The 14147-nt window shown below is 73.9% G+C and carries 12 protein-coding genes; 3 read left to right on the top strand and 9 right to left on the bottom strand.

What is annotated here, in order from left to right; translation table 11 throughout:
• The first annotated feature begins 88 nt into the window (after positions 1–88).
• Together AB0L74_RS05080 and AB0L74_RS05075 are read left to right on the top strand one after the other, a co-directional pair.
• The gene (locus tag AB0L74_RS05080; protein WP_365645699.1) at positions 89–1048 is read left to right on the top strand and encodes an LLM class F420-dependent oxidoreductase; all 960 of its coding nucleotides are present in this window, start codon (positions 89–91) and stop codon (positions 1046–1048) included.
• A 138-nt stretch (positions 1049–1186) separates the two neighbouring features.
• The gene (locus tag AB0L74_RS05075; protein WP_365645697.1) at positions 1187–1534 is read left to right on the top strand and encodes a VOC family protein; all 348 of its coding nucleotides are present in this window, start codon (positions 1187–1189) and stop codon (positions 1532–1534) included.
• Between the two features lie 119 nt (positions 1535–1653).
• Here the strand turns inward: AB0L74_RS05075 and AB0L74_RS05070 are convergent, their stop codons facing one another.
• The 9 genes from AB0L74_RS05070 to AB0L74_RS05030 all read right to left on the bottom strand — a co-directional run bounded on the left by AB0L74_RS05070 (position 1654) and on the right by AB0L74_RS05030 (position 12869).
• Positions 1654–2205: a GNAT family protein gene (locus AB0L74_RS05070; RefSeq protein ID WP_365645695.1), complete on the bottom strand. Its 552-nt coding sequence runs from the start codon at positions 2203–2205 to the stop codon at positions 1654–1656.
• Between the two features lie 29 nt (positions 2206–2234).
• Positions 2235–4043, bottom strand: a complete 1809-nt coding sequence (locus tag AB0L74_RS05065; protein ID WP_365645693.1) for a CocE/NonD family hydrolase — start codon at positions 4041–4043, stop codon at positions 2235–2237.
• A 157-nt stretch (positions 4044–4200) separates the two neighbouring features.
• Positions 4201–5124, bottom strand: coding sequence for an LD-carboxypeptidase (locus AB0L74_RS05060; protein WP_365645691.1), 924 nt, complete (start codon positions 5122–5124; stop codon positions 4201–4203).
• A complete protein-coding gene (locus AB0L74_RS05055; RefSeq protein WP_365645689.1) occupies positions 5121–7076 on the bottom strand; it encodes a prolyl oligopeptidase family serine peptidase in 1956 nt (651 codons plus the stop codon). Before AB0L74_RS05055 ends, AB0L74_RS05060 begins: the two co-directional genes overlap by 4 nt.
• 35 nt (positions 7077–7111) lie before the next feature.
• The gene (locus AB0L74_RS05050) at positions 7112–8437 is read right to left on the bottom strand and encodes a M20/M25/M40 family metallo-hydrolase (RefSeq protein ID WP_365645687.1); all 1326 of its coding nucleotides are present in this window, start codon (positions 8435–8437) and stop codon (positions 7112–7114) included.
• Positions 8430–9263 (bottom strand): M55 family metallopeptidase, encoded by an 834-nt coding sequence (locus tag AB0L74_RS05045; protein ID WP_365645685.1) that lies wholly within the window; start codon positions 9261–9263, stop codon positions 8430–8432. The genes AB0L74_RS05050 and AB0L74_RS05045 overlap by 8 nt, the downstream gene beginning before the upstream one ends.
• 125 nt (positions 9264–9388) lie before the next feature.
• On the bottom strand, positions 9389–9727 hold the full coding sequence (locus tag AB0L74_RS05040) for a DoxX family protein (protein ID WP_365645683.1): 339 nt from the start codon (positions 9725–9727) through the stop codon (positions 9389–9391).
• A gap of 143 nt (positions 9728–9870) precedes the next feature.
• Positions 9871–12276, bottom strand: coding sequence for an MFS transporter (locus AB0L74_RS05035; RefSeq protein WP_365645681.1), 2406 nt, complete (start codon positions 12274–12276; stop codon positions 9871–9873).
• A gap of 149 nt (positions 12277–12425) precedes the next feature.
• Positions 12426–12869: an SRPBCC family protein gene (locus tag AB0L74_RS05030; RefSeq protein WP_365645679.1), complete on the bottom strand. Its 444-nt coding sequence runs from the start codon at positions 12867–12869 to the stop codon at positions 12426–12428.
• A 157-nt stretch (positions 12870–13026) separates the two neighbouring features.
• Here AB0L74_RS05030 and AB0L74_RS05025 point away from each other — a divergent pair, with 157 nt between their 5' ends.
• Entirely contained in the window at positions 13027–14070 is a 1044-nt protein-coding gene (locus AB0L74_RS05025; RefSeq protein ID WP_365645677.1) for an Rv2578c family radical SAM protein, read from the top strand.
• The last annotated feature ends 77 nt before the right edge of the window (positions 14071–14147 follow it).

Below are 14147 nucleotides of genomic sequence, written 5' to 3'. Positions count from 1 at the left end.
CCGTCCCGGGTCCGCCGGCGGTTTCCGGACCCGGCCCGCGGGTAACCCGGGGCGGGACCCACCCCTCACGTCCCGGAGGCAGACACCCATGCCCGAGTACGGCTACTTCCTCTCCTGCGAGCAGCACGGGCCCGCCGAGCTGCTGGAGCAGGCACGCATGGCCGAGCAGGCCGGTTTCCAGTCCCTGTGGATCTCCGACCACTACCACCCGTGGAACGACGCACAGGGGCAGAGCCCGTTCGTGTGGTCGGTGATCGGCGCGCTCTCCGAGGCGGTGTCCCTGCCGATCGAGACCGCGGTGACCTGCCCGACCGTGCGCATCCACCCGGCGGTGGTGGCGCAGGCGGCGGCGACCAGCGCGGTGATGACCAACGGCCGCTTCCGGCTCGGCGTCGGCACCGGCGAGGCGCTCAACGAGCACATCGTCGGCCACACCTGGCCGCCCGCGCATGTGCGCCTGGAGATGCTGGAGGAGGCCATCCAGATCATGCGGCGGCTGTTCACCGGCGAGGAGGTCAACCACCACGGCACGCACTACACGGTGGAGAACGCCCGCCTGTACACCGTCCCGGACCAGCCCGTGCCGATCGACATCTCCGGTTTCGGGCCCGCGGCCACGGCGCTCGCCTCCCGGGTCGGCGACGGCTACATCACGATGATGCCGGACGCGTCGATGGTGGAGCAGTACCGCAAGGGCGGGGGCGGCGGCAAGCTGGTCAGCGGCGGCACCAAGGTCTGCTACGACACCGACAGGGACGCGGCGGTACGGACCGCGCACCGGCTGTGGGCGAACGAGCTGCTGCCCGGCGAGCTGGGCCAGGTGCTGCCCTCCCCGAAACACTTCGAGCAGGCGCAGACGCTCGTCACCGAGGACATGGTGCGCGAGAGCCGGGTGTGCGGCGACGACGCGGACGAGCACGTCGCGGAGCTGAAGCGATTCGCCGACGCCGGATTCGACCGGGTCTACGTCAACCAGATCGGCCCGGACACACGCGGCTTCTTCGACTTCTACCGCACGAAGGTGCTGCCGCAGCTCCAGACGGTGTGAGCGGGCCGGGGCGGCCGGCCCGCTCACACCGGAGGCGCCGCCGCACACCGGACCGCCCTCGCGGCCCCGTCCCGCACCCGGGCGGGGCGGGCCGCGGCGGCGAGCGCATGACGCCCCGGCCCAACTAGGCTCACCCGCATGGAGATTCTCGGAGCGACGCTGCGCGTGTGCGTCGACGACCTGGAGAAAGCGATCCCCTTCTACGAGCGCCTGGCGGGCGGCAGAGCCCTCCGTTTCGAGCGCGGCGGCGTCCAGGTGGCCGCGGTGGGCTGCTTCCTGCTGATGAGCGGCCCCGAGGCCGAGCTGGAGGTGCTGCGCAAGGTCGCCGCGACCATCGCCGTGACGGACGTCGAGGAGGCCCACCGGGTCCTCGCCGAACTCGGCGCCGACATCATCGCCGGTCCGGTGCCCACCCCCGTGGGCCGCAACCTCATCGCCAGACACCCGGACGGGGCGGTGTACGAGTACGCCGACCGCCGCGCCTGACCGACGCCACGGCCCGGCATCGTCCCCGCACGGCGATCCCCGCACGCCGTCACCGCCCGGGGTCGTACCTCCGCCGGCAGTGCCACCGAAACGGGATCGGGGATGAGCGACCATGAAGATCAACCGGAAATCACCGTCTCGGCGGTGACGGCCCACCGCTGGTGGTCGCGCCAGGCCCCGTCGATGTAGAGCATCTTCGGGGAGAAGCCCTCCAGCCGGAAGCCACAGGCGCGCGCCAGCGCGATCGACGCGGCGTTGCCCGGCTGGACGTTGATCTCCAGCCGGTGCAGCCGCATCGGCCCGAACGCGTACCGCACGACGAGGCCGAGCCCCTCCCGCATCAGTCCGCGTCCCGCCGCGTGTGCGAAGGCGCCGTAGCCGAGGGCGCCGCTGCGGAAGGCGCCGTGGACGATGTTGTTGATGTTGATGAACCCGGCCAGGGAGCCGTCGTCCTTCTCGCACACCAGGAACCCGGCCTTGTCCGGGTCCTCGATCAGCCGCCCCGCGTAGGCCGCGTAGGCGGCGGCGTCGTCCGGCGGGAAGAGCCACGGACGGTGCAGGTCCCGGCTCTCCCGCGCGCGGGCGGTGAACTCCGCGCCGTCCTCGTGGGTGAAGGGGCGTATGCCCACGCGGGGGCCCTCGGCGAGATAACGGGAAGCGTGGTGCGGCACGGCGCCAGCTTACGACGCCCCCGGCCGGATCACCCGCCGGCCACCGGCAGCTCGACCACCCCGGTGTCCCCGGGTTCGCTGACCACGGTCACCGGCTTGACCCCCCGGTTCCCGGCGTAGGCGCCGTCGGCGGCCGCGATCACGAACCGGAGCCGGTGGCCCTGTTCGTAGCGGTGCACGATGCCGGGCAGCGTGACGGTGAAGCTCCGGGTCACGTCCGGGACCCGGACGGGCGCGACGAGGCGGTGGACCAGCGTCCGGGTGCCGTCGGGGGCGATGTCGTACAGCTTGGCGAACAGCACCAGTTTGTCGGCGGCGTCACCGGAGCGCTGCGTCCGCTCGGCCGCCGGGGAGACGACCTTCAGCGTGGCCCGGGGGGCGCCGACGACATCGAGGGGCCGCTCCAGCGGGGCGCTGGTCCAGGCGAGGTGGGTGCCCTTGGTGTCGTACGGCGCCGGGTCCGGCAGGCCGGTGATCCCGGCCAGCGAGCTCTCCGAGTGGCTGGTGGGTATGAGCCAGTTGGTGTAGGCGCGGCTGCCGCGCGCCACCTCCGCGCGCCGGCCGGCCAGTGTCCCGTCGCCGGAGAGGTAGAACGTCCGGCTGAGCGCGGGCAGACGGTCGGCGGTGGCGTAGGTGCGCCACGGGTCGTCGATCCAGTCGCGGTAGTAGGCGAAGTCCGGTCCGGTGTCGGTGGCCGTGCGCCGGTGGAGGTAGCGGTCGAACCAGGCGAGGATGCGCCGGCCGGTGTAGCTGGTCTCCAGATTGCCCTGCCCGAGGTCGAGTTCGCCGGCGGCCGGGTCGGTGACGCCGCCGCTGTGGCCGGCGGACTGCCAGATCATCTTGGCGGGTCTGCCCTGGGCCTTGAGGGTCTTGTAGGTGGCGGTGGCCTCGTTGAGGTTGAACAGGGTGTCGGCCTGTCCCTGGATCAGCAGGGTGGGCGCCTTCACCCGATTCAGGTACGACACCGGGGAGACGCCGCGCGCGTAGTCGAGCAGGTCGGCGGTGCGGCCGGCCGGGAAGCGGCCGGAGTTGAGGGTGCGGATCGTCTCGCAGGCCCGGGTGACGAAGTGCAGGCAGGTCAGCGAGTTGACGCGGGAGGGGTCGAGGGCGGGCGACAGCAGGGGCTGCCCCTCGCCGATGAGGTAGAAGCCGTTGGTCCACTGCCATTTGAAGACGCCGGGGACGTCCCCCGCGCCGACGGCGTTGTTCGGGTTGAGGGAGTACGCGAGGTCATGCCAGGTGATCATCGGTACGAGCGCGTCGACGCGGCGGTCGACGGCGGCCGTCGCCAGCTGGACGGCTCCCCCGTAGGAGCCGCCGATCATGCCGACGCGCGGATCGCCCGCGGCGTCCAGGGTGACGAAGTCGGCGGTGGTCCCGTCGTCGGCGGCGCGCCGCCCGGCCAGGAAGTCGATCAGCCGGGAGGCGGCGGCCCCGTCGATGTCCGGATCGTCGAGGGAGACCAGGCAGCCGGACTTTCCGAAGCCGAGCCCGGAGTAGACGAGGGAGACGTATCCGCGCTGGGCGAAGGCCTTGCCGATGGCCGCGGTCTGACCGTCGGACTTGCTGCCGCCGAAGCCGTTGGTGGCGAGCACGGCGGGTGCCGGGCGGACGCGGTCCACGCCCGCCGGCCGGTACAGGTCGGCGTCGACCGCGCAGGTGCGGTCGCCCGCCCGCACGGTGAACCTCACGGGGGTGACGGTGTACGCGGCGGTCGCGGGGGCGGCGGGGGCCGGGGCGGCGAGCGCGAGGGGGGCGGCGAGGGCCGCGCCGAGGGCCAGCGCGAGCGGGCCCCGGGTACGACGGGCGCGGGGGGACCTGGGGACACGACGGGACACGGAGACCTCCGCACTGAGGGCCCACTGCGCGGGCAACCCGGCTTACCGACCGGTAGGTACCGGCCGGGAGTCATCGTGTGACACGTGTCAGGCGCGGGTCAATCACTGGGACAGCGGTTTCTCGGCACCGGTTCAGGACCCGGGGCGCTGGTCCCGTTCAGCGCAGCGCCGGTTCGGCCAGTGTCAACGTGCCCGCGTCGGCGTCCAGTTCGGCCGCCACCCCGAAGGGGACCGTCAGCGCGCCCGCGCAGTGCCCGAACCCGAACTCCTCCGCCACGGGCACGCCCAGCCCGCCGAGCCGGTCGGCGAGCAGGGGGCGCAGCCCCTCGCGGGGCTCGCACCGCTCCCACGATCCGAGGAGCACGCCCCGGACCCCGTCCAGCCAGCCGGCGCGCAGCAGCTGGGTCAGGTAGCGGTCCAGCCGGTACGTCTCCTCCCCGACGTCCTCCAGGCACAGCAGCCCGCCGCGCGCGCGGGGCCGGGCGTGCGGGGTGCCCAGTTCGGCGGCGAGCAGGGACAGACAGCCGCCCAGGGTGACGCCCCGTGCCCGCCCGGGGACCAGGGGCGTGCCGCCGGAGGCGAGGGTGGTGACCGTCTCCGGCGCGAAGAGCGTCGCCTTCAGGTGCTCCTGCGCCCGCGCGTTCTTGAGGAAGTCGACGCCCGCCGTCATCGGCCCGTGCAGGGTGACCAGGCCCAGCCGGGTGGCGAACGCCTCATGCAGCGCGGTGATGTCGCTGAAGCCGACGAACACCTTCGGCCCGGCCGCCCGCATCGCCTCCCAGTCGAGCAGGCCGGCGATCCGCTGGGCGCCGTAGCCCCCGCGGGCGCACAGCACCGCGTCCACGGACGGGTCGCACCACGCGCGCTGGAGGTCGGCGGCCCGGTCCGCGTCCGCGCCCGCCAGGTAGGGGAACGTGCCGTGCCGGTCCAGGACGTGGGGGGCCACGACCGGGTCCAGGTCCCAGCCGCGCAGTACGTCGAGCCCCGCCTGGAGCCGTTCCTCGGGCACCGGTCCGCTCGGCGCGACGACGGCCACCCGGGCGCCGGGCGCGAGCCGGGCCGGGCGCAGCAGGGTCTTCACCCGGTCAGCTCCAGTTTCGGTACGTCACCGGGCCGCAGCCCGAAGACCTGGGCGTACAGGGACAGTTCCGCCTCCAGCGCGCGCACCATCGTCTCCGCCCGCCGGAAGCCGTGCCCCTCGCCCTCGAAGGCGAGGTAGGCGTGCGGCACCCCGCGGCCGGCCATGCGGGCCAGGAAGCGTTCGCACTGCGCGGGCGGGCAGATGACGTCGTCCAGGCCCTGGAGCAGCAGGAAGGGCGCGGTGATCCGGTCGGCGTGCTCGGCGGGCGACCGCTCGGCGTACCGCTCGGGCACCCGCGCGTACGGGCCGATCAGCGTCTCCAGGTAGCAGGACTCGAAGTCGTGGGTCTCCCCCGCTCCCCAGCCGGTCAGATCGAGGACGGGGTAGATGATCGTGCCGCAGGCGTAGACGTCGGTGGTGGCGAGCGAGGCGGCGGCGGTCCAGCCGCCCGCGCTGCCGCCGCGCACGGCGAGCCGGCCGGGGTCGGCGGTGCCCTCGTCGGCCAGGGCCCGGGCGACGGCGGCGCAGTCCTCGACGTCGACGACGCCCCACCGCTCGCGCAGCCGGTCGCGGTACCGCCGCCCGTACCCGGTCGATCCGCCGTAGTTGACCTCGGCGACGCCGATGCCGCGCGAGGTGAAGTAGGCGATCTCCAGGTCGAGGACGAGCGGCGCCCGGCTGGTGGGGCCGCCGTGCGCCCAGACGACGTAGGGCGGCAGTTCGCCGTCGGGGGCGGCGCAGCCGGGGTGGCGCGGCGGGTAGACGTGCGCGTGGACCTCCCGCCCGCCGGGACCGGTGAAGGTACGGCTACGGGGCCGGGGGTAGTAGGCGGGGTCCACGGCGTCGCGGTGGGCGGCGCCGATCACCCGGGCGCGGCCGGTGCGCGTGTCCAGCTCGATCACCTCGTAGCCGCTGTGCGGGCTCGCCCCGACGGCCGCCACCCGCTCGCCGAGCGCCGCGAGCGCGGGCGCGAACTCGGTCCACGGACCGGCGGCGTCGGCGATCTCGCCGGTCTCCGGGTCGAGTATGCCGAGGCGGGCGGCGCCGCGGCCGTGCAGCACGGCGATCGGTCCGCTGTCCAGCGGGGCGAACCAGCGCTGGCCCAGTTTCCACAGCGGCCCGCCGAACTCCTCCTCGCGCGGGCACAGCGGGGTCCCGTCGCGGTAGAGGTTCCACCAGCCGGTGCGGTCGCCGACGTGCAGGAGGGACCCGTCGGGCGCCCAGTCCACCTGGGCGATCGACTCCCCGGGGCCGCCGGCCACCGTCCGGGCACCCTGGAAGGTGCCGTCGGGGGCGATGTCGGCGAGGAGCAGTTCGGTGCCGTCCCACGGCATGCGCGGATGGTCCCAGGCGAGCCAGGCGGCACGCCGCCCGTCGGGCGAGATCCGCGGCCCGGTGACGAACCGGTGCCGGTCGTCGGTGAGCTCCCGTACCGCGCCCCGGTCCCCGGCGGCCGAGCCGTCCAGCGGCACCGCGGCCAGGACCCGGCGCACGTCGGTGGGCCCGTCCCCGGTGAACTCCTCCAGGACGCACCACACCTCGCCCCGCTCCGGGCGGATCCGGGGCTCGGCCCAGCGCAGCCCGCCGCCCACCGGCGAGAGGGGGGTCAGGGGGCGCGGGTCCTCGCCGCCCGGCCGCCAGGCGTACAGCCGCTGGTCGGGGAAGTGCGCGAACACCACCAGCGGCCCGCCGGCGTCGGTGACCGCGGCCCAGGGCCGACCGCCGTACTCGATGACCCGGCTGCGCACGTTCCACGGCGCGGGCAGCACCGTCTCCTGCGTGCCGTCGGCCCGGCGCCGCACCAGGGTGCGCCGGCCGCCCTCCGCGGGCCGCGGCTCGGTCCACCACACCTCGTCACCGGCGAAGTCCACGTCCTCCGGGCGGCCGTCATGAGCGGCGGCGAGCGCCGCGTCGATGGGCGAGGGCCACGATCCGTACGCCAGGGTCTGCACGCTGTCCTTCCTCCCCTAGGGTCTTGTCGTCCGGTTCAGGCCGTGCGCAGGAAGCGGTCGAGGACGCGGACGCCGAAGTGGAGGGCCTCGATCGGGACACGTTCGTCGACCCCGTGGAAGAGCGCCTGGTAGTCGAGGTCCTCCGGCAGTTTCAGCGGCGCGAATCCGTAGCAGGTGATGCCCAGCCGGGAGAACTGCTTGGCGTCCGTGCCGCCCGACATGCAGTACGGCACCACGTGCCCCTCCGGGGCGAACGCCTCGACGGCGGCCCGCATCCGCGCGAACAGCGGCGAGTCCACCGGCGCCTGGAGGGCGATCTCACGGTGGTGGAACTCCCACTCCACGTCCGGCCCGGTGAGCCGGTCCAGGGTGGCGCGGAACTCCTCCTCGGTGCCCGGCAGACAGCGCCCGTCGACGTAGCCGACGGCCTCTTCCGGGATCACGTTGACCTTGTAACCGGCCCGCATCATGGTCGGGTTGGCGCTGTTGCGCACGGTGGGCTCGACGAGCGCCGCGGCCGGCCCCAGCTTGTGCAGCAGCGCCTCCGTGCTCTCGGGGTTCTCCGGGTCCACGGGCTCCAGGCCGTACAGGGCGGCGAGCTCGGCGAGGGCCGCGCGCACGGTCGGTGTCAGCCGCAGCGGCCAGGTGTGGGCGCCGATCCGGGTGAGCGCCGCCGCCAGCCGGGTCACCGCGTTGTCCCGGTTCACCTTGGAGCCGTGCCCGGCCCGGCCGCGCGCGGTCAGCTTCAGCCAGGCGGTGCCGCGCTCACCGGCCGCGATCGGGTACAGCTGCCGTCCGGCACCGTCGTGGAAGGTGAAGGCGCCCGACTCGCCGACGCCCTCGGTGCAGCCCTCGAACAGCCCGGCGTGCCGGTCGGCGAGGAAGCCGGAGCCGTCCTCGGCGCTGGCCTCCTCGTCCGCGGTGAACGCGATCACCACGTCCCGGCGGGGCCGCACGCCCTGCCGGGCCCAGGCCCGCACCACGGCGAGGATCATCGCGTCCATGTTCTTCATGTCGACCGCGCCGCGTCCCCAGACGACCCCGTCGCGGATCTCCCCGGAGAACGGGTGCACGCTCCAGTCGGCGGCCTCGGCGGGCACCACGTCGAGGTGGCCGTGGAGCAGCAGCGCGCCGGCCGCGGGGTCGGTGCCCTCGATCCGGGCGACGACGTTGGTGCGGCCCTCGGTGCGCTCCAGCAGCACCGGTTCGGTCCCCGCCTCCGCGAGCAGCGCGGCGGCGTACTCGGCGGCGGGCCGCTCCCGGCAGTCGCCGCCGCCCCGGTTGCCGGTGTCGATCCGGATCAGGTCGGAGGTGAACGTGACGACCTCGTCGAGAGCCTGCGCGTCGGGCTGGTCAGCCATACTGCTCCTCCACCGCTGCCGAGACGATCGTGGTGACCGCCTTGAAGGTCCGGATCGCCTCGTACATAGTGGCGTGGGTGTAGGCGACCTTCCGCTCTCCGACGCGCGCCACGCCCGGCACGACCGTCGCGGCCATCGCCAGATGCTCGGCGTCGAACTCCAGCGCGACGGTGTGCGGCCCGCCGTGCACGGGTACGTGACGCACCGCCAGCGACGCCGCCTCCTTGGCCGCCGCCCGGATCTCGGCGGCGGTCCGCGCGGGCGTCCGGCACACGGCCGCGTACCGCGACACGTGGTCCTTGACGGCGACCTTCAGCGCCCCGGGCGCGTAGCCGAGCGCGTCCTCGCAGGCCACGTCGTCCCCGGTGACGAGCACGACCGGCACCCCGTACTCGGCGACGACGTGCGCGTTGAGCAGGCCCTCGCTGGCCCGTACGTCGTTCAGCCACACCCCGGTGACGGAGTTGGCGAGGTAGGTGTGGGCGAGGACGCCCTCCATGCCGGCGCCCGCGTGGTAGCCGACGAAGGCGATGCCGTCCACGTCGCCGTGCTGGACGCCCTCCACCATCGACAGGGACTTGTGCCGCCCGGTGAGCATCTGCGCCCGCTCGTCGAGCCGTTCCAGCAGCAGATTGCGCATGGTCCAGTGGGCCTCGTTGACGAGCACCTCGTCGGCGCCGCCGTCGAGGAAGCCCAGGACGGCGGCGTTGACGTCGGAGGTGAACATCGACCGGCACCGCTCCCACTGGGGCGTACCCGGCAGCACGTCGGCCGGCCAGGTCACCCCGGTGGCGCCTTCCATGTCGGCGCTGATGAGGATCTTCACGGGGCGCCACGTTACGCGCCGGGCGGCGCACTGGCCAGGACGCGGAGCGGGGGCCGGGCCGCCCGCGCCGGGCGCGGGGACGGCCCCGTGTCACCTCACGGGCGGCGGCCCGCTCCTTCAACCGGTCACACCAGGGCGAGGGAGGCGGCCACCGGCGCCGCGTACAGCAGCGGGATCGGCACGTGGGTGAACCAGCGGGCCCGCACCACCGTGGCGACGGCTCCGAGGAAGTACAGCACCAGGCCGGACGCGGCGAGGACGCCGACGGCGGGCACCGCGAGGCCCACCAGCAGGCCGGCCGCCCCGGCGGCCTTGGCGGCGCCGAGCCAGGGCCACCAGGAGCGGGGGACGCCGTAGCCGGCCAGCGGCTTGGCGATCCACTCCGCGCGAAGGAACGTGGTGATCGCCGAGACGCCCGCCATGGCGGCTCCCAGCACGGTGACGACGACGTAGGCGGTGGACATGGCAGGGGCTCCTCCCAGGCGGGCCGTTCCGGGACGCGCCCGGCCGGCCTCTCGGTTTCCGTATCTCACTGACGTCAAGCGCCGCGGGAGTGTGACGGCGGGCGCCGGTACCGCCCTGTGACGGTGGTCACCCCGCCCGGAGGTCAGTCCTCGTGCCCGAGCTGGAGGTCGCGTTCGGCGCGTCCGCCGCCGGCCACCTGGAGCACGGTGGCGACGGGCGGATAGCCGGCCGCGATGACGGTGTACTCGCCGGAGGACAGGTCGACGAACCGGAAGATGCCGTCGGAGGCGGTGGTGAGCGTGTCGACGACGTTGCCGGCCGCGTCGAGCAGGGTCACGCGGGCCTCCTCCACGGGCCGCCCGCCACCGGCCCGCACGGTACCGCGCAGCACGGCGCCGCCCGCGAGCTCGATGTCCCGCCGGGTCTCCCGGGCGGCCTGGACGCTCACGGGGAGGGCGGCCGGGCGGAAGGCGGGCGCGCTGCCGGCCAGGGTGTACTCGCCGGCCACCAGCTCGGTGATGACATAGCCGCCCTCGCGTCCGCTGCGGGTGCTGGCGACGACCTCGCCGTGCACGTTGGTGAGGGTGACGGTGGCGTCGCGGACGGGGCTGCCGTCGGCGGTGATCACGGAGCCGGCCAGGCGTCCGGCGCCGCCGAGGACGACGTCCAGCTCGACGGGGCGCTCGCCGACGGTCACGGAGACCGCCTGCGGCTGGTGGCCGCCGGCCGCGGCGATCAGGACGTAGGACCCCGGGCCCGGCGTCCCCAGCGCGTACCGGCCGTCGTCGCCGCTGGCACCCCGGCCGACCTGCTGTCCGGCGGCGTCGATGAGGGTGAGCGCCGCGCGGGGCACCACGCTTCCGTCGGGGTGCTGCACCGTGCCGCAGACCGGGGTGCCGGCGGCGTAGGGCGAGCGGGCCTGCGGGATGGGTCCGGCCGGGTGCGGCCCGGTCTCCGTCTCGCCACCGGGGGTGTGGTGGCCTGCTGCGCTGTTCACCAGGGGTGTCTCCTTGAGGAAGAAGGCGAGGACCAGACCGAGGAGGAGGACCGGCACCAGATAGAGGAAGATGCCGGGCATCGCGTCGGCGTACGCCTGGACGTAGGCGTCGCGCAGCCGCGGCGGCAGCGCGTGGACGAGCTGCGGGGTGAGGGACTCGGCGGCGGGCAGTCCGGCGCCGGCCTGGGCGGGGATCCGGTCGGCGAGGGCGTCGGTGAGCCGGTCGGCGAAGAGGGTGCCGAAGATCGCCGCGCCGACGCTGCCGCCGATCTGCCGGAAGTAGGTGTTGGCGCTGGTGGCGGTGCCCAGGTCGGCGGGGCGCACGGCGTTCTGCACGGCGAGGACGAGGACGGGCATCACCATGCCGATGCCGGCGCCGAGGACGGCCATCCAGACGCTGTAGTGCAGGCGGGGCGTGTCGGCGTCGAGGCGGGACAGCAGCCACATGCCGGCCACGGAGAGCGCACCGCCGACGATGGGGTGGGAGCGGTAGCGCCCGGTGCGGCTGATGAGCTGGCCGGAGAGGACCGAGGCGCCGACGACGCCGCCCATCATCGGCAGCATCAGCAGGCCGGACTCGGTGGCGGTGGCGCCGTCGACCATCTGGAGGAAGGTCGGCAGATAGCTGGCGGCGCCGAACAGGGCGACACCGACGACGAGGCCGACCAGGCCGGTGATGGTGAAGACCGAGTCGCGGAACAGGCGCAGCGGGATGAGGGGTTCGGCGGCGTGGCGCTCGGCGACCAGGAAGAGGACGGTGGCCGCCACCGCCCCGGCGCCGAGGCCGAGGATGACGCCCGAGCCCCAGGCGTACTCCGTGCCACCCCAGCTGGTCAGCAGGACCAGGCAGACGGAGACGACGGCCAGCAGCAGCGAGCCCACCACGTCCAGCCGGGGCTTGTCCCGGGGTTTGGGCAGCTTGAGGACGACGGCGACGACGGCCATGGTGATCAGGCCGAAGGGCACGTTGATGTAGAAGCACCACCGCCAGGAGAGGTGGTCGGTGAAGTAGCCGCCGAGCAGCGGGCCGGCGACGGAGGCCAGGCCGAAGGAACCGCCGATCAGGCCCATGAACCGGCCGCGGTCGCGCGGCGGCACGATGTCCGCGACGATCGCCTGCACACCGATCATCAGGCCGCCCGCGCCGACGCCTTGCAGGGCGCGGAAGGCGATCAGCTGGTCCATGGTCTGCGCCCGGCCGGCGAGCGCCGAGCCGACGACGAAGACGAGGATCGCGAACTGGAAGACGCCCTTGCGGCCGCGCAGGTCACCGAGCTTGCCGTAGACCGGCAGGCCGACGGTGGAGGTGAGCAGGTAGGCGGTGATCGCCCAGGACATCTTGTCCAGGCCGTGCAGCTCGCCGACGATCTTCGGGAGCGCGGTGGCGACGATCATCTGCTCCAGGGCGGCGAGCAGCAGCGCCAGCATCAGCCCGCAGAAGACCAGCCGGACCTGGCGCGGACCGAGCGGGGCGGCCGGCTCCAACGTCGGCGCCTGGTCCGCGGGAGGCGCGGCGACCGGTTCGTCCCGCACCAGAGTGGTCCCGACCACGTGTGGCTCCCCTCGTCGCACTTGGACACAAGTCCCGCCTAGACGGACAACTGCGAACAAGTGCGACGAGTTACGGCATATGCGGCATACGCCGGGGGATCACCCGAACCGGTGAGGACGCCAACTCGCCCTCCGCGAACGGATCTTGGCTACTTCTCGACCTCGGCCGCGAGCCTGGCCAGCAGCGCGTCGTAGATGCGGCCGAGGCCCTTGGGAGCGAACGTCTTCTCGAAGAAACCGCCGACGCCCCCGGCGCCCTGCCAGGTGGTGGTGACGATCACGCGGGATGTGCCCTCGCCGGCCGGGGTGACCCGCCAGGTGGTGACCATGGAGGAGTTGCGGTCCTTCTCGACGAGCTCGCCGTCGGAGGGCTCGGTGACCTCCAGCAGGCAGTCGCGGACCCGCTTGCTGGTGGCCTGGAGCTTCCAGTGGACGAGGGTGCCCTCGCCGTCGCCGCCCTCGCGGACCTCGTACTCGCTGAACTGCTCGGGCAGCAGCTTCGCGCGCGTGCCGCTGTAGTCGGCGAGGGTGTCGAACACCGTCTCCGCGTCCGCGGCGACGATCCGCTCCGTCGTGGCCTCGACCTGCGCCATCGGGTTCCTCCAGGAGGTGGTTCTCAGGGTCGGGGCAAGCCAACCACCCCGGCTCCCGGCCGCCAAATCCGGCCGTTCGAACCCGGCCGGGCGGCCCACCCGCACGATCAAGGGAACATCTGTTCTATTCTGAGCCCAGTGCTACCGAGGAGGCGTCATGCGCTGGGACAACCTCACCCTCACCGAGTCCGGCCGCGGCCGGGCGGCCGACGCGGCGCTGTTCGACGCGGACGCGGTCACCACTCGCACCTTCGAGGCGCCGGAGTTCCGGGGGATCACCTTCCACGAGGTGCGGGCCCGCTCGGTCCTGAACCGGGTGCCGGGCGCCTCGCGCATGCCCTTCGAGTGGACGGTCAACCCCTACCGGGGCTGCACGCACGCGTGTGTGTACTGCTTCGCCCGCAAGACGCACAGCTACCTGGACCTCGACACGGGGCTCGGGTTCGACACCCAGATCGTGGTCAAGGTGAACGCGCCCGACGTGCTGCGCCGACAGCTCGCCTCGCCGCGCTGGCAGGGCGACCACATCGCGATGGGCACCAACGTCGACTGCTACCAGCGCGCGGAGGGCCGCTACCGGCTGATGCCGGGCATCATCACCGCCCTGCGCGACCGCGCCAACCCGTTCTCGATCCTCACCAAGGGCACGCTGATCCTGCGCGACCTGGACCTGCTGACGCAGGCGGCCCGCGTGACGGACGTGGGCATCTCCGTGTCGGTCGGCTTCACCGATCCGGAGCTGTGGCGCACGGTGGAGCCGGGCACCCCGGCCCCGGAGCGGCGCCTGGACGTCGTACGGACCCTGAGCGAGCACGGCATCGGCTGCGGGGTCCTGATGGCTCCGGTGATCCCGTTCCTCGGCGACCACCCGGCCCGGCTGCGGGAGACCGTGCGGGCGATCGCGGCGTCCGGTGCCACCTCGGTCACGCCGCTGGTACTGCATCTGCGGCCCGGCGCACGGGAGTGGTTCATGGCCTGGCTCGCCCGCCGGCACCCGCATCTGGTGGGCCGGTACGAGCGGCTGTACGCGGAGGGGGCCTACGCCCCGAAGTGGTACCAGCGCCGGATCACCCGCCAGGTGCACGAGCTGGCCGAGGAGTACGGCATCGGCCCCGCGCGCGGGGGGACGCCGCGCCGGATCCGGCCGCCGGAACCGGCCGCGCCCCCGGCACCGGAGCCGACCCAGCTCTCGTTCCTCTGAGAGCTCCGGGACGCCGTACGCCTGGACGCGCCCCGCGGCGTTCGGGGGCATCCGGCGGGCCGATCGGGTCCCTGCGG

This window comes from Streptomyces sp. NPDC052020, assembly GCF_040680575.1.
In the GTDB taxonomy this organism is placed as follows: Bacteria; Actinomycetota; Actinomycetes; order Streptomycetales; family Streptomycetaceae; genus Streptomyces.
Note: the sequence above shows the minus strand (reverse complement) of the source record. Positions and strands in the feature narration are given on the sequence as shown.

Coding starts and splice junctions, on each gene's coding strand:
- AB0L74_RS05080 (WP_365645699.1), top strand. CDS start 89: ATGCCCGAGTACGGCTACTTCCTCTCCTGCGAGCAGCACGGGCCCGCC.
- AB0L74_RS05075 (WP_365645697.1), top strand. CDS start 1,187: ATGGAGATTCTCGGAGCGACGCTGCGCGTGTGCGTCGACGACCTGGAG.
- AB0L74_RS05050 (WP_365645687.1), bottom strand. CDS start 8,437: ATGGCTGACCAGCCCGACGCGCAGGCTCTCGACGAGGTCGTCACGTTC.
- AB0L74_RS05040 (WP_365645683.1), bottom strand. CDS start 9,727: ATGTCCACCGCCTACGTCGTCGTCACCGTGCTGGGAGCCGCCATGGCG.
- AB0L74_RS05030 (WP_365645679.1), bottom strand. CDS start 12,869: ATGGCGCAGGTCGAGGCCACGACGGAGCGGATCGTCGCCGCGGACGCG.
- AB0L74_RS05025 (WP_365645677.1), top strand. CDS start 13,027: ATGCGCTGGGACAACCTCACCCTCACCGAGTCCGGCCGCGGCCGGGCG.